The organism is Klebsiella sp. HMSC25G12 (assembly GCF_001807705.1).
GTDB classification, from domain to species: domain Bacteria; phylum Pseudomonadota; class Gammaproteobacteria; order Enterobacterales; family Enterobacteriaceae; genus Klebsiella; species Klebsiella variicola.
Map to the genome: position 1 here is coordinate 88,102 of NZ_KV789891.1, position 24,784 is coordinate 112,885.

19 protein-coding genes are annotated in these 24,784 nt (G+C 55.8%); 9 read left to right on the top strand and 10 right to left on the bottom strand.

Annotated elements, in window-relative coordinates:
- The first annotated feature begins 129 nt into the window (after positions 1 to 129).
- Positions 130 to 792: a carbonate dehydratase gene (gene can / locus HMPREF3096_RS13780; RefSeq protein ID WP_004204385.1), complete on the top strand. Its 663-nt coding sequence runs from the start codon at positions 130 to 132 to the stop codon at positions 790 to 792.
- A gap of 57 nt (positions 793 to 849) precedes the next feature.
- On the opposite strand, the gene hpt is transcribed toward can, so the two are convergent.
- Together hpt and HMPREF3096_RS30910 are read right to left on the bottom strand one after the other, a co-directional pair.
- Positions 850 to 1,386 (bottom strand): hypoxanthine phosphoribosyltransferase, encoded by a 537-nt coding sequence (gene hpt / locus HMPREF3096_RS13785; protein ID WP_004204384.1) that lies wholly within the window; start codon positions 1,384 to 1,386, stop codon positions 850 to 852.
- A gap of 4 nt (positions 1,387 to 1,390) precedes the next feature.
- A complete protein-coding gene (locus tag HMPREF3096_RS30910; RefSeq protein WP_012542835.1) occupies positions 1,391 to 1,510 on the bottom strand; it encodes a hypothetical protein in 120 nt (39 codons plus the stop codon).
- A 79-nt stretch (positions 1,511 to 1,589) separates the two neighbouring features.
- On the opposite strand from HMPREF3096_RS30910, the gene HMPREF3096_RS13790 reads away from it, so the two are divergent.
- The gene (locus tag HMPREF3096_RS13790) at positions 1,590 to 3,980 is read left to right on the top strand and encodes a glucose/quinate/shikimate family membrane-bound PQQ-dependent dehydrogenase (RefSeq protein ID WP_008807401.1); all 2,391 of its coding nucleotides are present in this window, start codon (positions 1,590 to 1,592) and stop codon (positions 3,978 to 3,980) included.
- 82 nt (positions 3,981 to 4,062) lie between these two features.
- Here HMPREF3096_RS13790 and cueO read toward each other — a convergent pair whose 3' ends face one another.
- Positions 4,063 to 5,664: a multicopper oxidase CueO gene (gene cueO, locus HMPREF3096_RS13795; RefSeq protein ID WP_032731623.1), complete on the bottom strand. Its 1,602-nt coding sequence runs from the start codon at positions 5,662 to 5,664 to the stop codon at positions 4,063 to 4,065.
- Positions 5,665 to 5,810: 146 nt separating this feature from the next.
- Here cueO and HMPREF3096_RS13800 point away from each other — a divergent pair, with 146 nt between their 5' ends.
- The 5 genes from HMPREF3096_RS13800 (at position 5,811) to speD (ending at position 10,597) form a co-directional block, all read left to right on the top strand.
- Positions 5,811 to 6,158 (top strand): YacC family pilotin-like protein, encoded by a 348-nt coding sequence (locus HMPREF3096_RS13800; protein ID WP_002888808.1) that lies wholly within the window; start codon positions 5,811 to 5,813, stop codon positions 6,156 to 6,158.
- Positions 6,159 to 6,411: 253 nt separating this feature from the next.
- Positions 6,412 to 6,822, top strand: coding sequence for a hypothetical protein (locus HMPREF3096_RS13805; protein ID WP_032731622.1), 411 nt, complete (start codon positions 6,412 to 6,414; stop codon positions 6,820 to 6,822).
- A gap of 686 nt (positions 6,823 to 7,508) precedes the next feature.
- The gene (locus HMPREF3096_RS30915) at positions 7,509 to 8,771 is read left to right on the top strand and encodes an FKBP-type peptidyl-prolyl cis-trans isomerase (protein ID WP_162822784.1); all 1,263 of its coding nucleotides are present in this window, start codon (positions 7,509 to 7,511) and stop codon (positions 8,769 to 8,771) included.
- A 146-nt stretch (positions 8,772 to 8,917) separates the two neighbouring features.
- Complete coding sequence (speE, locus tag HMPREF3096_RS13815; RefSeq protein WP_008807405.1) at positions 8,918 to 9,778, top strand: polyamine aminopropyltransferase; 861 nt, start codon at positions 8,918 to 8,920, stop codon at positions 9,776 to 9,778.
- 24 nt (positions 9,779 to 9,802) lie between these two features.
- Positions 9,803 to 10,597 carry an adenosylmethionine decarboxylase gene (gene speD / locus HMPREF3096_RS13820; protein ID WP_008807406.1) on the top strand — a complete coding sequence of 265 codons (795 nt, stop codon included), beginning with the start codon at positions 9,803 to 9,805 and terminating at the stop codon, positions 10,595 to 10,597.
- A gap of 157 nt (positions 10,598 to 10,754) precedes the next feature.
- Here speD and yacL read toward each other — a convergent pair whose 3' ends face one another.
- Together yacL and acnB are read right to left on the bottom strand one after the other, a co-directional pair.
- Positions 10,755 to 11,117: a protein YacL gene (yacL, locus tag HMPREF3096_RS13825; RefSeq protein WP_004204373.1), complete on the bottom strand. Its 363-nt coding sequence runs from the start codon at positions 11,115 to 11,117 to the stop codon at positions 10,755 to 10,757.
- A gap of 187 nt (positions 11,118 to 11,304) precedes the next feature.
- A complete protein-coding gene (acnB, locus tag HMPREF3096_RS13830; protein WP_008807407.1) occupies positions 11,305 to 13,902 on the bottom strand; it encodes a bifunctional aconitate hydratase 2/2-methylisocitrate dehydratase in 2,598 nt (865 codons plus the stop codon).
- A gap of 431 nt (positions 13,903 to 14,333) precedes the next feature.
- Here acnB and HMPREF3096_RS13835 point away from each other — a divergent pair, with 431 nt between their 5' ends.
- On the top strand, positions 14,334 to 15,956 hold the full coding sequence (locus tag HMPREF3096_RS13835) for a DUF3300 domain-containing protein (protein WP_032731620.1): 1,623 nt from the start codon (positions 14,334 to 14,336) through the stop codon (positions 15,954 to 15,956).
- Between the two features lie 11 nt (positions 15,957 to 15,967).
- On the top strand, positions 15,968 to 16,774 hold the full coding sequence (locus HMPREF3096_RS13840; protein WP_012542842.1) for a DUF2950 family protein: 807 nt from the start codon (positions 15,968 to 15,970) through the stop codon (positions 16,772 to 16,774).
- A 44-nt stretch (positions 16,775 to 16,818) separates the two neighbouring features.
- On the opposite strand, the gene HMPREF3096_RS13845 is transcribed toward HMPREF3096_RS13840, so the two are convergent.
- The 5 genes from HMPREF3096_RS13845 to pdhR form a co-directional block, all read right to left on the bottom strand.
- Entirely contained in the window at positions 16,819 to 17,103 is a 285-nt protein-coding gene (locus HMPREF3096_RS13845; RefSeq protein WP_008807410.1) for a hypothetical protein, read from the bottom strand.
- A gap of 164 nt (positions 17,104 to 17,267) precedes the next feature.
- Complete coding sequence (gene lpdA / locus HMPREF3096_RS13850) at positions 17,268 to 18,692, bottom strand: dihydrolipoyl dehydrogenase (RefSeq protein ID WP_002888731.1); 1,425 nt, start codon at positions 18,690 to 18,692, stop codon at positions 17,268 to 17,270.
- A gap of 206 nt (positions 18,693 to 18,898) precedes the next feature.
- Positions 18,899 to 20,797, bottom strand: coding sequence for a pyruvate dehydrogenase complex dihydrolipoyllysine-residue acetyltransferase (gene aceF / locus HMPREF3096_RS13855; RefSeq protein ID WP_032731619.1), 1,899 nt, complete (start codon positions 20,795 to 20,797; stop codon positions 18,899 to 18,901).
- A gap of 14 nt (positions 20,798 to 20,811) precedes the next feature.
- On the bottom strand, positions 20,812 to 23,475 hold the full coding sequence (gene aceE / locus HMPREF3096_RS13860) for a pyruvate dehydrogenase (acetyl-transferring), homodimeric type (protein ID WP_032731618.1): 2,664 nt from the start codon (positions 23,473 to 23,475) through the stop codon (positions 20,812 to 20,814).
- 137 nt (positions 23,476 to 23,612) lie between these two features.
- Complete coding sequence (gene pdhR, locus HMPREF3096_RS13865) at positions 23,613 to 24,392, bottom strand: pyruvate dehydrogenase complex transcriptional repressor PdhR (protein ID WP_002888699.1); 780 nt, start codon at positions 24,390 to 24,392, stop codon at positions 23,613 to 23,615.
- Between the last annotated feature and the right edge of the window lie 392 nt (positions 24,393 to 24,784).

Consider the following 24,784-nt stretch of genomic DNA (forward strand, 5'->3'; position numbering starts at 1 on the left):
GTTCTACTGGCGCTGGCGCCGCCAACGCATCGGTAGCCTGACGTATCACGGGTTAAGATGGTTTTAAAAAAGGTGAGCTTACCCTATATTAGCGCAACGCACTTACTTGGTTACAGGCCGTTAACGTCCATGAATGATATAGATACACTCATCAGCAATAATGCACTATGGTCAAAAATGCTGGTGGAAGAGGACCCCGGCTTTTTTGAGAAACTGTCGCAGACGCAGAAACCGCGCTTCCTTTGGATTGGCTGCTCTGACAGCCGCGTTCCCGCTGAGCGACTTACCGGCCTGGAACCTGGCGAACTGTTTGTCCATCGTAACGTCGCTAACCTGGTGATCCACACCGACCTGAACTGCCTGTCGGTGGTGCAGTATGCCGTCGATGTCCTCGAAGTCGAGCACATTATTATTTGCGGCCACTACGGCTGCGGCGGCGTGCAGGCGGCGGTGGAAAACCCGGAGCTGGGGCTTATCGACAACTGGCTCCTGCATATCCGCGATATCTGGTTCAAGCACAGCTCACTGCTAGGTGAAATGCCGGAGGAGCGCCGTCTGGATACCCTTTGCGAACTCAACGTGATGGAGCAGGTGTACAACCTGGGACATTCGACGATTATGCAATCGGCGTGGAAGCGCGGACAGAAGGTCACCATCCACGGCTGGGCATATGGCATTCACGACGGGCTGCTGCGCGATCTGGATGTCACCGCCGTGAGCCGGGAAACCCTCGAACAGCGCTATCGCCACGGCATCTCCAACCTCAAGATCAAGCACATCAACCACAAATAGCCTTCAGGCTTAGCCCCCCTGGAGAGCGCGGCGCGCGCTGTCCAGGGGGGATATCTCTTACTCGTCCAGCAGGGTAACTTTGCCAATATACGGCAGATGACGGTAGCGCTGGGCGTAGTCGATACCGTAGCCCACCACGAACTCGTCCGGAATGGCGAAACCGACGAACTCAACCGGGACATTCACTTCACGACGGCTTGGTTTATCCAGCAGCGTACAAATGGCCAGCGATTTCGGCTCGCGCAGGCTGAGGATCTCACGCACTTTAGACAGGGTATTGCCGGAATCGATGATGTCTTCCACGATCAGTACATCTTTACCACGGATGTCTTCATCCAGATCTTTGAGGATTTTCACATCACGGGTGGTGGACATGCCGCTGCCGTAGCTGGAGGCGGTCATAAAATCGACTTCATGCGGCACCTGCACTTCACGGCACAGGTCGGCCATGAACATAAATGAGCCGCGAAGCAGCCCCACCAGCACCATTTCGCTGCCGCTGTCCTGATAATGTTCGTTGATTTGACGACCCAGTTCCGCGATGCGCGCTTTGATCTCGGATTCCGGGATCATCACTTCTACAGTATGTTTCATAAGACTAACCATTTGATTCTAAATATAAATCATCAAAGCCGCTGCTTTCGCCCCGACGATGACCGGCAAGCCATCCAGTATACCAGCAAAAAGAAATCTTCGGTGCAGGGATTAATAAAGCCATATTTGTGATTCCGATCACACTTGTTAAAACCTATAATTAATTGCAGTTAAAAAATTAACAAACACATGAGTAACTTTCTATGGCTGAAACAAAGTCTCAACAATCAAGGCTCCTGGTGACGCTGACTGCGCTATTTGCAGCGTTCTGCGGCCTCTATCTTTTAATCGGCGGAGCATGGCTGGTCGTGCTTGGCGGCTCCTGGTACTACCCTATCGCCGGTCTGGTGATGCTGGGCGTGACCGTGATGCTGCTGCGCGGCAAACGCGCTGCGCTGTGGCTGTACGCTGCGCTGCTGCTGGCGACCATGATCTGGGGCGTCTGGGAAGTCGGCTTCGACTTCTGGGCGCTGACGCCGCGTAGCGATATCCTCGTCTTCTTTGGCATCTGGCTGATCCTGCCCTTTGTCTGGCGTCGTCTGCCGGTGCCTTCCGCTGGCGCCGTTGGCGCGCTGGTCGTCGCCCTGCTGATCAGCGGCGGCATGCTGACCTGGGCTGGTTTTAACGACCCGCAGGAAGTCAACGGCACCCTGAGCGCCGACGCCACCCCGGCCGCGCCGATCTCCAACGTTGCCGACGGCGACTGGCCGGCCTATGGCCGCAACCAGGAAGGCCAGCGCTTCTCTCCGCTGAAGCAGATTAACGCCGACAACGTGAAGAACCTGAAGGAAGCCTGGGTATTCCGCACCGGCGACCTGAAGCAACCGAACGACCCGGGTGAAATCACCAACGAAGTGACGCCGATTAAAGTCGGCGACACGCTCTTCCTGTGTACCGCCCACCAGCGTCTGTTCGCGCTGGACGCGGCCACCGGTAAAGAGAAGTGGCATTTTGACCCGCAGCTGAACGCCGATCCGTCGTTCCAGCACGTCACCTGCCGCGGCGTCTCTTATCACGAAGCCAAAGCGGATAACGCGCCTGCCGACGTCGTCGCCGACTGTCCGCGCCGTATTATCCTGCCGGTGAACGATGGCCGCCTGTTCGCGGTGAACGCCGACAACGGTAAGCTGTGCGAAACCTTTGCCAATAAAGGTATTCTCAACCTGCAGACCAACATGCCGGTCACCACGCCGGGTATGTATGAACCCACTTCTCCGCCGATTATCACCGATAAAACCATCGTGATAGCCGGCGCGGTCACAGATAACTTCTCAACCCGCGAGCCGTCTGGCGTGATCCGCGGCTTTGATGTGAATACCGGTAAACTCTTGTGGGCCTTCGATCCGGGTGCGAAAGATCCGAACGCCATCCCGAGCGATGAACATCACTTCACGCTCAACTCACCGAACTCCTGGGCGCCTGCCGCCTACGACGCTAAGCTGGATCTGGTCTATCTACCGATGGGCGTGACCACCCCGGATATCTGGGGCGGCAACCGCACGCCGGAGCAAGAGCGTTACGCCAGCTCGATTGTGGCGCTGAACGCCACCACCGGTAAGCTGGCCTGGAGCTACCAGACCGTCCACCACGATCTGTGGGATATGGATATGCCCTCCCAGCCGACGCTGGCTGACATTGAGGTTAATGGTAAAACCGTACCGGTCGTCTATGCCCCGGCGAAAACCGGCAACATCTTCGTACTGGATCGCCGTAATGGCGAGCTGGTGGTCCCGGCCCCGGAAAAACCGGTTCCGCAGGGCGCTGCCAAAGGGGATTACGTCGCCAAAACCCAGCCGTTCTCCGATCTGAGCTTCCGTCCGAAGAAAGATCTGACCGGGGCGGACATGTGGGGCGCCACTATGTTCGACCAGCTGGTGTGTCGCGTGATCTTCCACCAGATGCGCTATGAAGGTATCTTCACCCCGCCATCTGAGCAGGGCACTCTCGTCTTCCCGGGTAACCTGGGGATGTTTGAATGGGGCGGTATCTCCGTCGATCCGAACCGTCAGGTGGCTATTGCCAACCCGATGGCGCTGCCGTTCGTCTCTAAACTGATCCCACGCGGCCCGGGCAACCCGATGGAGCCGCCGAAAGATGCGAAAGGCTCTGGCACCGAGTCCGGCGTGCAGCCACAGTACGGTGTCCCGTACGGCGTCACCCTGAATCCGTTCCTGTCGCCGTTCGGTCTGCCGTGCAAACAACCGGCCTGGGGCTATATCTCCGCGCTGGATCTGAAAACCAACGAAGTGGTATGGAAAAAACGTATCGGTACTCCGCAGGACAGCCTGCCGTTCCCGATGCCGGTTAAGCTGCCGTTCACCATGGGGATGCCGATGCTTGGCGGTCCGATCTCCACGGCCGGTAACGTCCTGTTCATCGGCGCGACCGCAGATAACTACCTGCGCGCGTACAATATGAGCAACGGCGAGAAGCTGTGGGAAGCCCGTCTGCCAGCCGGCGGTCAGGCCACCCCAATGACCTACGAAGTGAATGGCAAACAGTATGTTGTCATCTCTGCCGGCGGTCACGGCTCATTCGGTACCAAAATGGGCGATTACATCGTCGCCTATGCGCTCCCGGATGACGCCAAATAAAACGCAAAACGGCAACGAAAGTTGCCGTTTTTTTTGTGTTTATCCCTTCTCCCCATGGAAGATGGCAGCAGGCCGCCGAGCCCTAAACCGTGAATCCCAACATCATCCCGGTGTCTTCATGCTCCAGCAGGTGGCAGTGGGCCATATAGGCAAACTCCTTCGGCGCCGGATGATCAAACTTCACCAACACTTCACTGACGTCACCTTCCACGCGGACGGTATCTTTCCAGCCGCTGCGGTGCGCGGCTGGCGGCTTGCCGTTCTCGCTGAGGATACGGAACTGGGTGCCGTGGATATGGAACGGATGCAGCATCATGTCGCCCTTACCCGATATCACCCAGCGCTCATACTGGCCTCTGGCCGCGGCAAACATCGGCACATTCATGTCGAAGGCTTTGCCGTTGATGCGGTTGGCGTTATGGAAATCAAACCCCTTGCCTGACGACATGCCATGATCCCGACCAGCCTCGTGGTTCATATTGCTCATATTGCCGTGGTGCATATTGCTCATGTCGCCCATGCCGCCATGTCCCATCATGCCGTGGTCCATTCCCGCCATCGCCTGGTCGCCATACTTCTCCATCAGCGCCTGCATGCCCATCCTGTCGAGCATCGGATCCATCGACAGCTGGAGCTGACGCTGCGTCAGCCCCGTCAGGGACGGTAGCGCCGGCAGCGTGGCCAGCGTATCCAGCAGTTTGCCGGAGGCGGGAATGACCAGCGGCTGAACGCGCAGCACCGGCTGTGGTTTATCAAAAGGCGCAATGGCCATGCCCATCTGGCTCACCGGCAGGGTCACCAGATCGAAAGGTTTACCGTCGCTGGTGTCCACCAGCACCTCAAAGCGTTCCCCCATCAACACCGGCAATTCATCGACCTTCACCGGCTCGGCCAACAGACCGCCGTCACTGGCCACCACGTACAGCGGACGCTTATCGCTGGTGGCAAAATTGAGGGAACGGGCATTACAGCCGTTTAGCAAGCGCAGACGTAGCCAGCCCCGCGGGGCGGCATGTTCGGGATAGAGAGCGCCATTGGTCAGCAGCGTATCGCCAAACCAGCCGACAGCGGCGCTCATCACATCCAGCTGGTAGTCGATCTCGCCGGCGGCGGTGAACTTCTTGTCCTGGACAATCACCGGCACATCATCGATTCCCCATTGCTTAGGCAGCAGCAGGCGTCCGCTCTCTTCATCCTCGATCAGCACCAGGCCGGCCAGCCCCATCGCCACCTGCCGGCCGGTGGTCCCATGTTGATGCGGATGAAACCAGCAGGTGGCCGCCCGCTGCGTCGGCGTGAAGCTCACCGTACGGGTGGCGCCCGGGGCGATAACCCCCTGCGGTCCGCCGTCGACCTCGCCCGGGACCTCCAGGCCATGCCAGTGCAGCGTGGTCTCTTCCGCCAGCTGGTTGGTAATGTCAACCGTAATGGTCTTCCCCTGCGTCAACTGTAGCGCAGGACCCAGCAGTGAACCGTTATAGCCCCAGGTGGTGGCGTGCAGAGCGCCAAACTGTGTTTTGCCCGCCTGGATCGTCAGGGCGATACGGTTGCGCGCATCGGCCGTTAACAGCGTCGGTATCGGCAGAGCCGGGCGACTGGCCGCAAAAACCGCACGGCTCCATAGCGGTAATGCGCTGGCCACGCTAACCGCGGCGGTCAGTTTGAGGAAGTCTCGACGTTGCATATTCACATCCTTTTTATTCTGCGGGCGAATATTTGAGCTTAAACCCTACCGTAACGGGAAGGTCAAGCAGAAGAGTAAGAATAAAGATCGGCGCTGTGTAAAGAAGTATGCTAATTTGAAGCGTCGGTGATCTAATGGTAGAAAAAATGAAGACGCTTTTCAGAACAATGGTACTCGGCAGCCTGCTTGCTCTCTCCGCCAACAGCTACGCGCTCAGCGAATCAGAAGCAGAAGATATGGCTGATTTAACCGCGGTTTTTGTGTTTCTGAAAAACGACTGTGGCTACCAGAACCTGCCCAATACACAGATCCGACGCGCGCTGGTGTTCTTTGCCCAACAGAACCAGTGGGACCTGAGCAACTACGACAGCTACAACATGAAAGCGCTTGGCGAGGATAGCTACCGCGATCTCAGCGGTATTAACATCCCGACGGCGAAAAAATGCAAAGCGCTGGCCCGCGATTCGCTCAGCCTGTTGGCTTACGTCAAATAATGACCGGCGCGGACGGTCACGCTCCGCGCCTTTGCCGTTTCATTTGTCACATTTAAATATTTATATCTATATTTATTATTGTATATAAACAAACATTATTTAATTGCAAACCTATCAATTCGCCAAATAAATTAAACCCCTAATAATGATGAATGACTAAAAAACTAATAAAATATCATTAGTCATATATTGCAAAATAAAAAGCACCCTTCTAGAATCCGGTGAAAATATCCCTACTTCATGGACTGAAATTGTGAATATCTCGCCGACTCTCCGTATTATCCCGCTCGCCGCACTTTTATTAGTGGGCTGTAGCAATACCTCTTCTCGCCAGCAGGTAAAACCGATCACCACGCCGCTCACATCACAGCAGCAGGCTGAGCAGGAGCGAGCGACCAGCGAACAGGAGCGTATTGAGTCCTGCCGAAAGGCGCTGGATTCACTTAAAGAGGTGAACCCACAGCAGGCAACTAAACTCAGCAATGAGTTCAATGCCCTGGTGCGTTCGGCATCGCAATACAACAATGTGCGCGATAAAGTGGCCGATCCCACCCGACTGGGCATTGACTCCATGTATCAGTTTAAATCCATCAAACTGTGTTCCGATATCCAGAAAACGCTGATCGATACCCTGGTACAGCGTGGTGAAAACAAACTGCCATGAACAAACCCGCCACGCTGACCCATAAAGCACCACTGCTGATGCTCGTCGCGGCGCTGGCGCTTTCAACCTCATTCTACGCCGGTGCTACGCCGGCTTTTCTCGATTACGCCCAGCAGCAAACTCAGCAAGCTCAAGCTCAAGCGCAAGAAGAGAAAAGCTCTGCGGCCACAGCAAAGCAAGCGTCAGACGCTCGCCAGAACGCGGACAATAAAAAAACGACGGCCAATAACGCACAGTTGCAAAAAAGAATCGCCAGCCAACAGGCAACGATTGCGCAAAAAGATAAAATTATCCAACAATTAAAAAAACAGCTTACCGCCACACCAGCCACGGATACATCCATTGCGAATGAGCAAGCGGCGTTAAATAATAAAATAAAGCAATTACAGCTCGCCTTAACCGCCGCCACGGCGGAAAATGAGACGTTAATTAAAAAGGAAGTCGTTGCCCGGAATAATACTCTGCAACAGAGCCAGGCTGCCGCACTTAAGCAGATCCAACAATTAACGTCGCAGCTTCAGAGCGTCGAAGCGGAAAATAAACGGCTCAGCACCAGCCTCACCACGCTGAATACAGATAAACAAACGCTGACCTCCCGGCTGGCCGCCGCGGAAAAAGCACAGCAGACCGCACTCGGCCAGCTCACCGCCCTCGACACAGACAAGCAGACACTCACCGCCCGGCTGATGGCTGCGGAAAAAGAGAAACAGGCCGCCCTCGACCAGGCCAAAGCCCATAACGCCGACAAACAGCCGCTGGCCACCCGACTGGCCGTGGTGGAAAAAGAGAAGCTGGCTGCCCTCGAGCAGGTTAAAGCGCTGACCACCGATAAGCAGTCGCTGACTATCCGGCTCGCCGCTGCGGAGAAGGCACAGCAGGCCGCCCTCGACCAGGCCAAAACACTGAACGCTGATAAACAGCCGCTGGCCAGCCGACTGGCCGCGGCGGAAAAAGAGAAGCTGTCCGCCCTCGACCAGGTCAAAGCGCTGACCACCGATAAGCAGTCGCTGACTATCCGGCTCGACGCCGCGGAGAAAACACAGCAGGCCGCTCTCGACCAGGTCAAGGCGCTAAACGCCGACAAGCAGTCGTTAACCGCCCGGTTGGCCGCCGCGGAAAAAGCGCCAACAACCCGCCCTGACACCGCTGCAGCGCCAAAAAATGAGCCGCCGGAAATGGCGGCGGTTGTTGCAGCCTACCGCCTGCAGGCGGATAAAGACAACGCCCAGCTACGGATGAAAGAAGATGAAATCCAACTGCTGAGAACACAGCTTTCTGTACAGTCTAAAACGCGCAGCGGCGAGAGCGCCGCCGCCAAACTCAGCGCATCGGGAGAACAGCAGGCTTATGCGATCGGCGCCTCGATGGGAGCAGAAGCCCTTAACGTTCTCACCACCCGTCGCACTCAGGGAATTACCGTCGACGCCGGGCTGGTGCTGCGGGGTATCGAAGATGCTTTTAGCGGCCAGCTTCGTCTCGGAGAACAGGAGCGTAACAAGGCGCTGTTTGACGTCTCGCAGCAGGTTTTCCAGAACCTGAATAAAATCGAGCAGAAAAACATCAGTGCCGGTAAGAAATATCAGCAGGCGTTTGCGCGCAAAAAAGATGTGGTCTTCAAAGATGGCGTCTACAGTCGCGTCGATTATCCGGGCAAAGGAAAAATAAGCGGTAACGATCTGGTCACCGTAGTAATCAAAGAGATGCTGACGGACGGGACAGTGATCAACGATATGGAAGCGAAAGATCAGGCGCTCACCCAGAAGCTGGATGCCTATCCCCCGGTGTTTCGCGGCCCGCTGCAACGCCTGCAGAACCATGGCTCCTTGACGCTGGTCGTCCCGCCCGAAAAAGCCTATGGCAGTAAAGGATTACCGCCGAAAATCCCGCCAGGCGCCACCATGGTTTATTCCGTGCGGATAGTAGATAGCCAACCCGCACCGGCGAAATAACCCTCCCCCCACCGCTCTCCCCGGGCGGTGGCGGTTATTCCTGCCGCATTGCTGCAATAACCGCCGTGCATCCTCATCTATAGTTGTCTATGATGTTGCACTCGTTTTACGGGTGTAACAGATGTTAACGAAGGAGGAGCCTCACCGTGGCCGATAATCCACTGTGGCATGAAACGCTGCATGACCATTTTGGTCAGTACTTTAGCGTTGATAACGTGCTGTACCACGAAAAAACCGATCATCAGGATTTGATCATCTTCGACAACCGCGCCTTTGGCCGGGTGATGGCGCTGGATGGCGTCGTGCAAACCACCGAACGCGATGAGTTTATTTATCACGAAATGATGACCCACGTGCCGCTGCTGGCCCACGGCAACGCGAAGCATGTCCTGATCATCGGCGGCGGCGACGGCGCGATGCTGCGCGAAGTCTCTCGTCACCGTAGCATCGAAACCATCACCATGGTGGAAATCGATGCCGGGGTGGTCTCATTCTGCCGTCAGTACCTGCCCAACCATAGCGCCGGGGCCTACGACGATCCGCGCTTCACGCTGGTGATTGATGATGGCGTCAATTTTGTTAACCAGACGACGCAAACGTTTGACGTGATCATTTCGGACTGTACCGACCCTATCGGTCCGGGCGAAAGCCTGTTCACCTCGGCTTTTTATGAAGGCTGCAAACGCTGCCTGAACCCGGGGGGCGTGTTCGTTGCGCAAAACGGCGTTTGTTTCCTGCAGCAGGACGAAGCGGTCGGTAGCCATCGCAAACTGAGCCACTATTTTCGCGACGTCAGCTTCTACCAGGCGGCCATCCCAACCTATTACGGCGGGATCATGACTTTTGCCTGGGCGAGCGACAACGAGGCGTTGCGCCATCTCTCCAGCGAAATCATTCAGGCGCGCTTTCACAAAGCCAACCTGACCTGCCGTTACTACAATCCGGCAATCCATACGGCGGCCTTCGCCTTACCACAATATCTGCATGATGCTTTGTCCGCACCGTGACGCGAAGTAAGGGGGTGAACTAAATTGAAAAAATTGAAGCTGCATGGCTTTAACAACCTGACCAAAAGCCTGAGTTTTTGTATCTACGATATCTGTTACGCCAAAACGGCAGAGGAGCGTGACGGCTACATCGCTTATATCGACGAACTCTATAATGCCAATCGCCTGACGGAGATCCTGACAGAAACCTGTTCTATTATTGGCGCCAATATCCTGAATATCGCCCGCCAGGATTATGAACCCCAGGGCGCCAGCGTGACCATTCTGGTCAGCGAAGAGCCTGTCGATCCCAAGCTTATCGACCAGACCGAACATCCAGGTCCGTTACCGGAAACCGTGGTCGCCCATCTCGATAAGAGCCATATCTGCGTGCATACCTACCCGGAGAGCCATCCGGAAGGTGGACTGTGCACCTTCCGCGCCGATATTGAAGTCTCTACCTGCGGGGTCATTTCTCCGCTTAAAGCGCTGAACTATCTGATCCACCAGCTGGAATCGGACATTGTGACCATTGACTACCGCGTGCGCGGCTTTACCCGCGATATCAATGGGATGAAGCATTTTATCGATCATGAAATCAATTCGATTCAGAACTTTATGTCCGATGACATTAAGTCGTTGTATGACATGGTCGATGTGAACGTCTATCAGGAAAATATCTTCCATACCAAAATGTTGCTCAAGGAGTTCGACCTTAAGCACTACATGTTCCATACCCGACCGGAAGAATTGACCGCCGAAGAGCGCAAGGTCATTACCGACCTGCTGTGGAAAGAGATGCGCGAGATTTACTACGGCCGCAATATTCCTGCCGTGTAATATTGGAAATGCCCGGCGGCGCTTGTGCTTGCCGGGCCTGGGATTCTGCGTCGCCTGGTCGCCCGGGTAAGGCACCAGCCGCTACCCGGGGATTTCCCCTGCTCACGCTACGCTTAGCAGGGCTACGCTCTTGCGCCACCCGACATAAAAGGCGTCATTAACGCTGCTGCATAAATTCACGATAAGCGGCAACAACCTGCAGGAAATCCTCCACGCCGCAGAGAGAGAGACTTTCTTCGTCGTAGTAGCTCATCCCCTCCTCGATTTCGTCGCCGGAAAACTCCAGCTGATTGGCGCGGATCATCACCTCTTCGCCATCCAGCCACAGCGTATATTCATGGCCAGCCCGCTGCCAGGAACGTTCACTGCCCTTCACGGTGCGTGCAGCCTGCTCTACTTCATCAAGCAGGGCAAGATTGTCTTTCACCTCTTCGTTGAACCAGTGGCCGATCGCCTCGTGATCCATCGACATTCGCACCTTTACCACTCCGGTAATATCGCGCAGAAATTCGTAGTCCATAGTCTTTTCCTCTGCAAGGGCAATGCGTCACCGCTGCACTGTACCCATGCAGTAATTATCGCAGCAGACAGAAAGAAAAAAAGCGTAACGGGCAGGAGGTTTGGAAATAAAAATGCCCGGTGATGCAATGTTCACCGGGCATTGGGGAGTTTATCGCCAAACGGTCAGCCGGGCTGACCGAATGGTTTTACACCGCGGTCTGGAAGATCACGCCGTCAGCTTTTTCAGTGTACTGATCCAGCTGGTTGAAGTTCAGATAACGGTAGGTATCTTCCGCTGTCTTATCCACCTGCGCCACGAAGGTCTGGTACTCTTCCGGCGTCGGCAATTTGCCGAGCAGAGAAGCCACCGCTGCCAGCTCGGCAGAGGCCAGATAGACGTTAGCGCCGGTACCTAAACGGTTCGGGAAGTTACGGGTGGAGGTGGAGACCACCGTCGCACCGTCGGCCACGCGAGCCTGGTTACCCATACACAGGGAACAGCCAGGGATTTCGATACGCGCCCCGCTCTTACCAAACACGCTGTAGTAGCCTTCTTCGGTCAGCTGCGCGGCGTCCATACGGGTTGGCGGCGCCACCCACAGGCGAGTCGGCAGCTGGCCTTTGTGGCTGTCCAGCAGCTTACCGGCGGCACGGAAGTGGCCGATGTTGGTCATGCAGGAACCGATGAACACTTCGTCGATCTTCTCGCCCTGCACGTCAGACAGCAGACGGGCATCGTCCGGATCGTTCGGCGCGCACAGGATTGGCTCTTTGATATCCGCCAGATCGATGTCGATCACTGCCGCGTATTCCGCGTCAGCGTCGGCTTCCAGCAGCTGCGGATCCGCCAGCCATTTTTCCATGCCCTGGATACGGCGTTCCAGCGTACGGCGGTCGCCGTAGCCTTCGGCGATCATCCACTTCAGCAGGACGATGTTGGAGTTCAGGTACTCAACGATCGGCTCTTTGTTCAGCTTGATGGTGCAACCGGCAGCAGAACGCTCAGCGGACGCATCGGTCAGTTCAAATGCCTGCTCGACTTTCAGATCCGGCAGACCTTCGATCTCGAGGATGCGACCAGAGAAGATGTTTTTCTTACCTTTCTTCTCAACGGTCAGCAGGCCCTGCTTGATGGCATACAGTGGGATGGCATGAACCAGGTCGCGCAGGGTGATACCCGGCTGCATTTTCCCTTTGAAGCGCACCAGCACCGATTCCGGCATATCCAACGGCATCACGCCGGTCGCAGCGGCGAAGGCCACCAGACCAGAGCCCGCCGGGAAGGAGATACCGATTGGGAAACGGGTATGGGAGTCGCCGCCGGTACCCACGGTATCCGGCAGCAGCATGCGGTTCAGCCAGGAGTGGATAACGCCATCGCCCGGACGTAGAGAAACACCGCCGCGGTTCATGATGAAGTCCGGCAGGGTATGGTGCGTGGTCACGTCAACCGGCTTCGGATAGGCTGCGGTGTGGCAGAAGGACTGCATCACCAGGTCAGCGGAGAAGCCCAGGCACGCCAGGTCTTTCAGTTCATCACGGGTCATTGGACCGGTGGTGTCCTGAGAACCGACGGAGGTCATTTTCGGCTCGCAGTAGGCGCCCGGACGGATACCGGCAACGCCGCAGGCGCGGCCAACCATTTTCTGCGCCAGAGAGAAGCCGCGGGTGCTTTCCGCCACGTCTTTCGCCTGCCGGAAGACGTCGCTGTGCGGCAGCCCCAGCGCTTCGCGCGCTTTGGTGGTCAAGCCGCGGCCGATGATCAGCGGAATACGGCCACCGGCGCGCACTTCGTCGATCAGCACATCGGTCTTCAGCTCGAAGCTGGCCAGCAGTTCGTTGGTTTCGTGGTTACGCACTTCACCTTTGAACGGGTAAACGTCAATCACGTCGCCCATGTTCAGGTTTGACACATCAACTTCGATAGGCAGCGCACCCGCATCTTCCATGGTGTTGAAGAAGATTGGCGCGATTTTGCCGCCCAGGCACAGACCGCCGCCGCGCTTGTTCGGCACGTTCGGAATATCGTCGCCCATAAACCACAGCACCGAGTTGGTCGCGGATTTACGCGAGGAACCCGTACCGACCACGTCGCCGACGTAGGCCAGCGGATAGCCTTTCTGCTGCAGGGCTTCGATTTGTTTAATCGGGCCGACGACGCCCGGCTGGTCCGGATCAATTCCTTCGCGGGCGTTTTTCAGCATCGCCAGCGCATGCAGTGGGATATCCGGGCGCGACCAGGCATCCGGCGCCGGAGACAGGTCATCGGTATTGGTTTCGCCGGTGACCTTGAAGACGGTAACGGTGATTTTCTCTGCCAGCTGCGGGCGGTTCAGGAACCACTCAGCGTCAGCCCAGGATTGCATGACCCGTTTAGCATGCTCGTTACCTGCTTTTGCTTTCTCTTCTACGTCGTAGAAGTTATCGAACATCAGCAGAGTATGAGACAGCGCTTTCGCGGCAATCGGCGCCAGTTTCGCGTCGTCCAGCGCATCGATCAGCGGATGAATGTTGTAACCACCCTGCATGGTGCCCAGCAGTTCAACGGCTTTTTCAGGGGTTACCAGAGGGGAGGTCGCTTCGCCTTTGGCGATCGCGGCAAGGAATCCAGCTTTAACATAGGCGGCTTCGTCGACGCCCGGCGGTACACGGTTAATCAGCAGGTCTAACAGGAATTCTTCTTCTCCCGCAGGCGGGTTTTTCAGCAGTTCTACCAGCGCGGCCATTTGGGTTGCATCTAAGGGTTTGGCAACAATCCCCATGGCGGCACGCTCAGCTACGTGCTTACGGTATTCTTCTAGCACGACGGTTCTCCTCGCTTCTCATTGTCATAATGCGGCCTACACGTCTTCAATCAATCTGCTTCGGAATTGGCAGTTTGCCGCCTTGACGCATCTTGAAGGATTTAGTGGCTGGGCGATTTTCTTCACGCTCCTGTGAGACAGCAGTTTGTAGGGTAAATGCCCGATACCGCGTCGGCAGCATAGCAGGATTTTTGAAAGGTGTTAATCTGTTTACAAAAAAGCAACATTAAAATTTAGCTGAATCGTTAAGGGCAGGATATTGCAGGCTTTCTGTTCAAATCCCGCGACAAAAATTCCTTTCCGCGTACAACTCCCCGGGCCGATCCCAACAATAATCAATAAAAAGCCATACCGCTTACTTATACTCAGCAAACGCGCCGTTTTCGCCGATACTTTAGCGAGATGGGTTACTTTTTGGGTCAGGAGCTTCTATGTCACTGCCGTTCAAACCCCATATCATCGCCCTGCTCTGTAGCGCTGGCTTACTCGCGGCGGCGGGAACACTCTATGTGCAAAGCCGTACTCCAGAGAAGGTCACTGAGGCGGCGGCGCAGCCTGCACCGGCACCAACGCCAACCTCACCTCCTGCCGCAGCGCAGCCGGTGACCACCACCTACACCCAGGCGCAAATTGATCAGTGGGTCGCGCCCATCGCGCTCTACCCGGACAGTCTGCTGTCGCAGGTGTTGATGGCCTCCACTTATCCCGACAACGTCATGCAGGCGGTACAGTGGTCCCAGGATAACCCCGCGATGAAAGGGGATGCGGCGGTTCAGGCGGTTGCCAGTCAGCCGTGGGATCCCAGCGTCAAATCCCTTGTCGCTTTCCCTGCCCTGCTGGCGATGATGGGCGAAAATCCGCCGTGGGTGGAGAACCTCGGCAATGCGTTTTTGGCCCAGCCGCATGATGTGATGGACTCGGTGCAGCGCCTGCGCACTATTGCCCAGCAGACCGGGACACTGAAATCCACGCCACAGCAGAAAGTGATTGTCACCCCTGCCGCACCGGTTTCCGCCAGCAGCACGGCAGCAACGTCCACCACCCACTCGGCGGCGCCTGCGCCCACGCAGGTTATTAAAATAGAACCGACCAATCCGCAGGTGGTCTATGTTCCCAGCTATAACCCCTCCACCGTCTATGGTACCTGGCCAAACAGCGCCTATCCGCCGGTCTACCTGCCGCCGCCTCCCGGGGAGCAGTTTACCGATAGCTTCGTCAAAGGCTTCGGTTACAGCCTGGGCGTGGCCACTACCTGGGCGCTGTTTAGCAGCATCGACTGGGATGATGATGACCACCACCATCACGATGACGACTATCACCACGGCGATTACTCGCATAATGGCGATAACATCAATATTAATGTAAATAATTTCAATCATATAACGGGAGAAAACCTGCCGGGCAACCACGTTAACTGGCAGCATAATCCTGCCTATCGCAGTCACACACCGTATCCCGATAATACGGTTGCTCAACGCTTCCATCAGACCAACGTTTCCGGCGGACTGAGCGCTACCCAACATGCGCCAGTCGATCGCGAAGCGCAGCGCCAGGCAGCGATGACCCAGCTGCAGCATAACGTACCGGCGGCGACAGCGGGCAACCTGGCGGCAAACAACGCCTCACGCGATGCCCAGCGTCAGGCAGCTTCGGCGCAATTGAAACAAGCCACCCAGCGCAGCAACTATCGCGGTTACGACAGCACACCAACCTCGACCCAGCAGCAGCGTCGCGAGGCGGCGAAAACGCAGTTGAAAAATCCCACGCCGCAACAACAGCAGCGTCGGGAAACCGTTAAGAGCCGCGAGCAGAACCTGACACCTCAGCAGCAACAGCATCGGCAGCAGATCCAGTCCGCCACGCCCGCGCAGCGTCAGCAGCAGGTTAGTCATTTACGCGCCAGCGCTCTTAGCGGCAACGAAAGCCGCGCCCCCTCCTGGCAAGCGCAGCAGGAACGGGGACTGCAAAGTCGGCAGTTTTCCGCTGTAAACCGCGAGGAGCGTGGCGGCGCCAGAGAACGTCTTTCCGAATACCATGAACTGCGCCGCCGCTGAGGATGAGCAGAATGAGAAACCTATTACCTATTGCCCTGTTCACATTGATACTGTCACCGTTAGCCGCCTTCGCCCAGCAGCAGTTTTCTACACCGGAACAGGCCGCGAGCGCGCTGGCTGAGGCGCTCAGCCAGCAAAATGAAGCGGCGCTGAGCAAGGTGCTCGGCGATAACTGGCAGCAATTTTTACCTACCGATGGGATCGACCCCAGCGCCGTCGACCGTTTTCAGCGCGACTGGCAGGTAAAACATGTCATCGTGCAGCAGGGTGATAACGCCTGGCTCGACGTCGGCAGCGAGGCATGGCGGTTGCCGGTGCCTATCGTAAAAACGTCTCAGGGCTGGCGCTTTGATATGGCCGCAGGCGAAGAGGAGATCCTCACCCGCGCCATCGGTCGCAATGAACTGTCAGCGATAGCCGCCATGCACGCTTACGTTGACGCCCAGCAGGATTACTACCAGCTTAATCACCGCTGGGCGCAGAAAATCATCAGCAGTGAAGGCAAAAAAGATGGGTTGTACTGGCCGACGTCGCCGGGTGAGACGCCCAGCCCGCTGGGGCCGGCATTCAGCCCGACGGAGCCCGGCGCCGGTTATCATGGCTATCGTTTCCGCATTATCGCAGGCCGCGATGACCAGGATGCGGCCTTGCTTGCCTGGCCTGTGGAATGGGGTGAAACCGGAGTGATGAGCTTTATGATCGATCTGCACGATACCGTTTATCAGGCTAATCTCGGCGAAGAGAGCGCCGCAAAAGCGCAGGCCATCACGCGCTTTGCCCCCGATGCTGACGCCGGCTGGCAGGTTGTCAAACCATAAAAAAACGCCAGGTTGCCCTCAAGCAACCTGGCGTTTCTATTCGCTTAGCCCTGATGGGGCATCAGAGACGGATCGCCAGCAAAAGTCGGCTTTGTGCTGGATAATGCCGCTTCATCAGCGCTGATGCTTCCGGAGTTCGCCGCCCATACCCCCTCATTCGTCTTCGTCACCTGCTGATGCTGGGCATTCAGATCCTGCCCCATCGCCGCGATATGGGTCGTTTCCGTGCCACCGCTGTTGTCCGCCCAGGGGATGGTGGCGTCAGCCGCGCAGGCCACACCGGATAGGCACGTTGCAGCGACCAGCGCTGCGGTTAAAAAGCGTTTCATCTCACACCTCAACTATATCGTTAACTGCCTATAAGTTTATGGCGTGATTATTTTCAAAGTATGTATGAGGTGTAGCGGTTTATGAACGGAGACATAGTTCTAAACATCAGGCATAAAAAAAGCGGCTCCGGGAGCCGCTTATGCTTTTAGCCTGAAAGAAAAAGTTACTTTTTCTTCGCTTTGGCGTTTGGCAGATCGGTGATGCTGCCTTCGAAGACTTCTGCCGCCAGGCCAACAGACTCGTGCAGAGTCGGGTGAGCATGGATGGTCAGCGCGATGTCTTCAGCGTCGCAGCCCATTTCGATAGCCAGGCCGATCTCACCCAGCAGCTCGCCGCCGTTGGTGCCGACAATCGCGCCGCCGATAACACGGTGGGTCTCTTTGTCGAAGATCAGTTTGGTCATACCGTCTGCGCAGTCGGAAGCGATAGCACGGCCGGAAGCAGCCCACGGGAAGGTGGCGGTTTCGTAGCTGATGCCTTTCTCTTTCGCTTCTTTCTCAGTCAGACCAACCCATGCCACTTCTGGCTCAGTGTAGGCGATGGACGGGATCACTTTCGGATCGAAGTAGTGTTTCAGGCCGGAGATAACTTCTGCGGCAACGTGACCTTCGTGTACGCCTTTGTGCGCCAGCATCGGCTGACCGACGATATCGCCGATAGCAAAGATGTGCGGCACGTTGGTGCGCATTTGTTTGTCAACGCGGATGAAGCCACGATCGTCCACTTCCACGCCCGCTTTACCTGCGTCGAGGTTTTTGCCGTTCGGTACGCGACCGATAGCGACCAGCACGGCGTCGTAACGCTGCGCTTCAGCCGGCGCTTTTTTGCCTTCCATGGAAACGTAAATACCGTCTTCTTTCGCTTCAACGGCAGTCACTTTGGTTTCCAGCATCAGGTTGAATTTCTTGCTGATGCGTTTAGTGAAGACTTTCACCACGTCTTTATCGGCCGCCGGGATAACCTGGTCGAACATTTCAACCACGTCAATCTCTGAACCCAGCGCATGGTATACGGTACCCATTTCCAGACCGATGATACCGCCACCCATGACCAGCATGCGTTTCGGTACAGATTTCAGCTCCAGGGCGTCGGTGGAGTCCCATACGCGCGGATCTTCATGCGGGATAAACGGCAGCTGAATCGGACGGGAGCCCGCCGCGATGATGGCGTTGTCGAAGTTGATCACGGTTTTACCGTTTTCGCCTTCCACTTCCAGGGTGTTGGCGCCGGTAAATTTACCCAGACCGTTAACCACTTTCACTTTACGGCCTTTAGCCATGCCAGCCAGGCCGCCGGTCAGCTGAGTGATAACTTTTTCTTTCCAGGTGCGGATCTTGTCAATGTCGGTTTTCGGTTCGCCGAAAACGATGCCGTGTTCGGCCAGCGCTTTCGCTTCTTCGATAACTTTTGCCACGTGCAGCAGCGCTTTAGACGGGATACAACCCACGTTCAGGCAAACGCCACCGAGGGTGCTGTAACGTTCTACGATGACGGTTTCCAGACCTAAATCAGCGCAACGGAAGGCTGCAGAGTAACCTGCGGGGCCTGCCCCAAGTACCACGACCTGAGTTTTGATTTCAGTACTCATCATGACCTCTGTAATTTATATCCGGCGGGTCTGACGCTATTATTCTTACGCCCAAGTCCACCGGGACGTTCTATCCGCGTGTATTTTACAAAATTGTTAACAATTTTTAAACAACAAACGGCAAACGATTTTGTCCTTTGTTGCTGATAATCCCCAACAGCCTGAGGTTATCAGAAAAAAGCCGGCCGTCAGGCCGGCTTTTTCGATTACATCACCAGACGGCGAATGTCGCTCAAGGTGTTGTTAATGATGGTAATGAAGCGGGCACCATCAGCACCGTCGATGACGCGGTGGTCGAAGGACAGAGAGATCGGCATCATCAGACGCGGAACGAACTCTTTACCATTCCATACCGGCTCCATCGCGGACTTAGACACGCCCAGGATGGCCACTTCCGGCGCGTTAACAATCGGCGCGAAGTGGGTAGTGCCCAGGCCGCCGATGCTGGAGATGGTGAAGCAACCGCCCTGCATTTCGCCAGCCGTCAGCTTGCCATCGCGCGCTTTCTTCGAGATGGTGGTCAGTTCACGAGACAGCTCGGTGATGCTCTTCTTATTCACGTCTTTGAAGACCGGAACCACCAGACCGTTCGGGGTATCAACCGCCACACCGATGTTGATGTATTTCTTCAGCGTCAGGCGCTGACCATCTTCGGACAGCGAGCTGTTGAAGCGCGGCATCTGCTCAAGCGCAGCGGCAACGGCTTTCATGATGAAGACCACTGGGGTGAATTTCACGTCCAGTTTACGCTTCTCAGCTTCGGCGTTCTGCTGCTTACGGAACGCTTCCAGATCGGTGATATCGGTTTTGTCGAAGTGGGTAACGTGCGGGATCATCACCCAGTTACGGCTCAGGTTAGCCCCAGAGATTTTCTGGATACGACCCAGTTCCACTTCTTCGATTTCACCAAACTTGCTGAAGTCAACCTTCGGCCATGGCAGCATGCCCGGGATACCGCCGCCAGCGGCAGCCGCCGGTGCGGATTCAGCGCGTTTAACCGCGTCTTTCACATAAGCCTGAACGTCTTCGCGCAGGATACGACCTTTACGGCCGGTGCCTTTCACTTTTGCCAGGTTAACGCCGAACTCGCGCGCCAGGCGGCGAATCAGCGGCGTCGCGTGAACGTAAGCATCGTTTTCAGCGAATTCAGTTTTGCCTTCTGCTTTCGCAGCCGGTGCAGCGGCAGGCTTAGCGGCCTGAGCCGGTGCAGCAGCCGGTGCCGGAGCAGCAGCCTGAGCCGGCGCGGCGGCAGGCGCAGCGCCTTCCACTTCGAAGACCATGATCAGGGAACCGGTTTTGACTTTATCGCCGGTGCTGATTTTGATCTCTTTGACGGTACCTGCGAATGGCGCCGGCACTTCCATAGACGCTTTGTCGCCTTCGACGGTGATCAGGGACTGCTCAGCAGCCACTTTATCGCCGACTTTGACCATCACTTCGGTGACTTCAACTTCGTCGCCGCCGATGTCCGGTACGTTAACGTCTTTCGCACCGCCAGCCGCAGCTGGAGCAGCCGCCGCCGGAGCAGCAGCCTGAGCAGGTGCGGCGGCAGGCGCAGCGCCCGCCACTTCGAAGATCATGATCAGGGAGCCGGTGGACACTTTGTCACCGGTGTTGATTTTGATCTCTTTCACGGTACCCGCGAACGGCGCCGGCACTTCCATAGAGGCTTTATCGCCTTCTACGGTGATCAGGGATTGCTCAGCGGCGATGGTGTCGCCCACTTTAACCATGATCTCAGTAACTTCAACTTCATCGCCGCCGATATCCGGGACGTGAACTTCTTTCGCTGCCGCGGCAGCTGCTGGCGCAGCCGCAGCCGGAGCGGCTTCTTTCTTCTCTTCCTGCGCAGGTGCAGCGGCTGCTGCACCCTCGGCGGAATCGAAAATCATAATCAGTTTGCCAGTCTCGGTTTTGTCGCCGACGGAGACTTTAATCTCTTTCACGACGCCAGCCTGCGGAGACGGGACTTCCATAGAGGCTTTATCGCCTTCTACGGTGATCAGCGACTGTTCAGCTTCTACTTTGTCGCCCACTTTGACCAGGATCTCGGTGATTTCAACTTCATCAGCCCCGATGTCCGGTACTTTGATTTCGATAGCCATTATTCTTTTACCTCTTACGCCAGACGCGGGTTAACTTTTTCTGCATCGATGTCGAATTTCGCGATAGCGTCAGCCACCACTTTCTTATCGATTTCACCACGTTTAGCCAGTTCGCCCAGCGCTGCAACGACCACATAGGAAGCATCGACTTCGAAGTGGTGACGCAGGTTTTCACGGCTGTCGGAACGACCGAAGCCATCGGTACCCAGTACGCGGTAATCATCAGCCGGTACATAAGTACGAACCTGCTCAGCGAACAGTTTCATATAGTCAGTGGATGCCACGGCCGGAGCGTCGTTCATTACCTGAGCGATATACGGCACGCGCGGGGTTTCCAGCGGGTGCAGCATGTTCCAGCGTTCGCAATCCTGGCCATCACGCGCCAGTTCGGTGAAGGAGGTGACGCTATACACGTCAGAGCCCACGCCGTAGTCTTTCGCCAGGATCTGCGCTGCTTCACGAACGTGACGCAGGATAGAACCGGAGCCCAGCAGCTGAACTTTACCTTTGCTACCTTCAATGGTTTCGAGTTTGTAGATACCTTTACGGATACCTTCCTCGGCGCCTTCCGGCATGGCCGGCATGTGGTAGTTTTCGTTCAGCGTAGTGATGTAGTAGTAAACGTTCTCTTGTTTCTCACCGTACATACGCTCCAGGCCATCATGCATGATGACCGCCACTTCGTATGCATAGGACGGATCGTAAGAGATACAGTTCGGGATAGTCAGCGACTGAATATGGCTGTGGCCATCTTCGTGCTGCAGACCTTCGCCGTTCAGCGTTGTACGACCGGAAGTACCACCGATCAGGAAGCCGCGAGCCTGCTGGTCGCCTGCCTGCCAGCACAGGTCGCCGATACGCTGGAACCCGAACATCGAGTAGTAGATGTAGAACGGGATCATCGGCAGGTTGTTGGTGCTGTAAGAAGTCGCCGCAGCCAGCCAGGATGCGCCTGCGCCCAGCTCGTTGATCCCTTCCTGCAGGATCTGGCCTTTCTCGTCTTCTTTGTAGTAAGCAACCTGCTCACGGTCCTGCGGGGTGTACTGCTGGCCGTTCGGGCTGTAAATACCGATCTGACGGAACAGACCTTCCATACCGAAAGTACGCGCTTCGTCGGCGATAATCGGCACGAGGCGGTCTTTGATGGATTTGTTCTTCAGCATCACGTTCAGGGCACGAACAAATGCGATAGTGGTAGAGATCTCTTTATTCTGCTCTTCCAGCAGCGGAGCGAAATCTTCCAGCGTCGGCAGCTCCAGCTTCTCAGAGAAGTTCGGCTGACGGCTCGGCAGATAGCCGTGCAGTTTCTGGCGCTGAGCGTGCAGATAGGTGTGCTCTTCGGAACCTTCCGGGAAGGTGACGTACGGCAGTTTTTCGAGATCGGCATCGGCAACCGGCACGTTGAAACGATCGCGGACGTAACGTACGCCGTCCATGTTCATTTTCTTAACCTGGTGGGCGATGTTCTTACCTTCAGCGGTGTCACCCATGCCGTAACCTTTAATGGTATGGGCGAGGATTACGGTCGCTTTGCCTTTGGTTTTCTGCGCTTTTTTCAGTGCAGCGTAAACTTTCTTCGGATCGTGGCCGCCGCGGTTCAGGGCCCAAATCTGCTCGTCAGTCCAGTCGGCAACCAGCGCCGCGGTCTCCGGATATTTACCGAAGAAGTGCTCGCGCACATATGCACCGTCTTTGGATTTGAAGGTCTGGTAATCGCCGTCAACGGTTTCTTCCATCAGCTGGATCAGCTTACCGCTGGTGTCTTTACGCAGCAGCTCATCCCAACGACCGCCCCAGATAACCTTGATAACGTTCCAGCCTGCGCCCGCGAAGATGCCTTCCAGTTCGTTGATGATTTTGCCGTTACCCGTTACCGGGCCATCAAGACGCTGCAGGTTACAGTTGATAACGAAGACCAGGTTGTCCAGCTTCTCGCGGGTGGCGATGGTGATCGCACCTTTAGATTCCGGCTCGTCCATCTCACCGTCGCCCAGGAAAGCATAAACGGTTTGTTTGGAGGTGTCTTTCAGACCACGGTGTTCCAGATATTTCAGGAATTTAGCCTGATAAATTGCCCCGATTGGGCCCAGACCCATAGAAACGGTCGGGAACTGCCAGAATTCCGGCATCAGTTTCGGGTGCGGATAAGAGGACAGACCTTTACCGTGAACTTCCTGACGGAAATTGTTCATCTGCTCTTCAGTCAGACGACCTTCCAGGAAAGCACGCGCATACACGCCCGGAGAGATGTGGCCCTGGAAGTACACCAGATCGCCGCCATCCTGCTCGTTGCGTGCGCGGAAGAAGTGGTTGAAGCACACTTCGTAGAAGGTTGCGGAAGACTGGAAGGAAGCCATGTGGCCGCCCAGTTCGAGATCTTTTTTCGATGCGCGCAGAACGGTCATGATCGCGTTCCAGCGGATCGCAGAACGGATACGACGTTCCAGATCCAGATTCCCCGGGTATTCCGGTTCATCTTCAACGGCAATAGTGTTGACGTAACCGCCGGTCGATGCGCCAGCAGCCACTTTCACCCCGCCTTTGCGGGCTTCAGAAAGGAGTTGGTCAATAAGATACTGAGCACGCTCAACACCTTCTTCACGGATGACCGATTCGATCGCCTGTAGCCAGTCGCGAGTTTCGATCGGATCCACGTCATTTGGTAAACGTTCTGACATGGGGGGTATTCCTTATCTATCTAATCGTTGATTAATCTGGAACCTGTCCCATTGAACTCTTCGTTCTTCACCTTTGAACAACCAAAAATTCAATAAGACAGGTTCTGCGTTTAGTTGCCGCGCTCTAAAAATGGCGCTTAAGAACCGGAGTTCTCGTCCTTTCGTTGCTGTAAACGACGCAGTGAGCGCTCTCTACGACTCTGCTCACGGCTACGGTCCAGCAAAATTTCCTCAATGAACGCCAGGTGACGGTGCGACGCCTCACGCGCCTGCTCCGGCTCCCCGGCCATTATCGCCTCGAAAATGCGAGTACGATGGTTGCTGACCAACGGGAGCATTTCCCGGCGGGCATACAGCAATTCAAAGTTCTGACGAACGTTTTGTGCCAGCATCGGCTCCATACACCTTAGCAGATGGAGCAAAACCACATTGTGTGCCGCCTCGGTGACGGCGATTTGATACTGGACGACGGCGCCGGACTCAGCGTCCAGATCGCCCGACTGCTGCGCCCGTTCAATGGCCTGATGCAGCTCGCGGATACGATCGCGATCTTCATCATTGCTGCGCAGCGCCGCGTAATAAGCCGCGATGCCTTCCAGCGCGTGACGGGTCTCAAGCAGATCGAATTGGGATTCAGGGTGATCGGACAGCAGCTCGACCAGCGGATCGCTGAAGCTCTGCCACAGGCGGCTCTGAACAAACGTTCCACCTCCCTGACGACGAAGCAACAAGCCCTTGGCTTCGAGGCGTTGAATCGCCTCACGCAGCGAGGGGCGGGAAACGTCGAACTGCTTAGCCAGTTCGCGTTCGGGCGGAAGTTTTTCACCGGGGCGCAAGGTCCCCTCAAGGATCAGAAACTCCAGCTGCTGCTCTATCACATCGGATAATTTTGGTTGGCGGATTTTGCTGTAGGCCATATTCCCTGTCTCTGCCATTAGCCCGGAGTCAATTGGTCTTACCAATTTAAAGTTCGTAGCGCTAAAGTAACAAAGTATTCACCTTCTGTCCATACAGGTTTTGATTGAAATCAGTAAACCGCGGACATTTTAACAACCTTACAGAAATAACATTTCAGAAATGTAACCTTGCACAAATGTTACGTTTACTCACAAAGGGGTAGCGTTAACTTTATGGAAACGAAAAATTACGCTATCTGAACCGATTCAACTGCGCCATAGATGAATAAAAAATCAAATTAACAGAATAAATAACCAATCATGGGTAATGCGATGGAATAATACTGAATGTGTCTATTGATGTCTTTTTAGACACATCGTCATCATCCCTTCATAAAGCAGGTGCATTCGGT

Coding starts and splice junctions, on each gene's coding strand:
- HMPREF3096_RS13835 (WP_032731620.1), top strand. CDS start 14,334: ATGTCACTGCCGTTCAAACCCCATATCATCGCCCTGCTCTGTAGCGCT.
- HMPREF3096_RS13790 (WP_008807401.1), top strand. CDS start 1,590: ATGGCTGAAACAAAGTCTCAACAATCAAGGCTCCTGGTGACGCTGACT.
- HMPREF3096_RS13845 (WP_008807410.1), bottom strand. CDS start 17,103: ATGAAACGCTTTTTAACCGCAGCGCTGGTCGCTGCAACGTGCCTATCC.
- hpt (WP_004204384.1), bottom strand. CDS start 1,386: ATGAAACATACTGTAGAAGTGATGATCCCGGAATCCGAGATCAAAGCG.
- aceE (WP_032731618.1), bottom strand. CDS start 23,475: ATGTCAGAACGTTTACCAAATGACGTGGATCCGATCGAAACTCGCGAC.
- pdhR (WP_002888699.1), bottom strand. CDS start 24,392: ATGGCCTACAGCAAAATCCGCCAACCAAAATTATCCGATGTGATAGAG.
- HMPREF3096_RS13800 (WP_002888808.1), top strand. CDS start 5,811: ATGAAGACGCTTTTCAGAACAATGGTACTCGGCAGCCTGCTTGCTCTC.
- can (WP_004204385.1), top strand. CDS start 130: ATGAATGATATAGATACACTCATCAGCAATAATGCACTATGGTCAAAA.
- HMPREF3096_RS13840 (WP_012542842.1), top strand. CDS start 15,968: ATGAGAAACCTATTACCTATTGCCCTGTTCACATTGATACTGTCACCG.
- yacL (WP_004204373.1), bottom strand. CDS start 11,117: ATGGACTACGAATTTCTGCGCGATATTACCGGAGTGGTAAAGGTGCGA.
- cueO (WP_032731623.1), bottom strand. CDS start 5,664: ATGCAACGTCGAGACTTCCTCAAACTGACCGCCGCGGTTAGCGTGGCC.
- HMPREF3096_RS30915 (WP_162822784.1), top strand. CDS start 7,509: ATGGCTGCGGAAAAAGAGAAACAGGCCGCCCTCGACCAGGCCAAAGCC.
- lpdA (WP_002888731.1), bottom strand. CDS start 18,692: ATGAGTACTGAAATCAAAACTCAGGTCGTGGTACTTGGGGCAGGCCCC.
- HMPREF3096_RS30910 (WP_012542835.1), bottom strand. CDS start 1,510: ATGGCTTTATTAATCCCTGCACCGAAGATTTCTTTTTGCTGGTATACT.
- aceF (WP_032731619.1), bottom strand. CDS start 20,797: ATGGCTATCGAAATCAAAGTACCGGACATCGGGGCTGATGAAGTTGAA.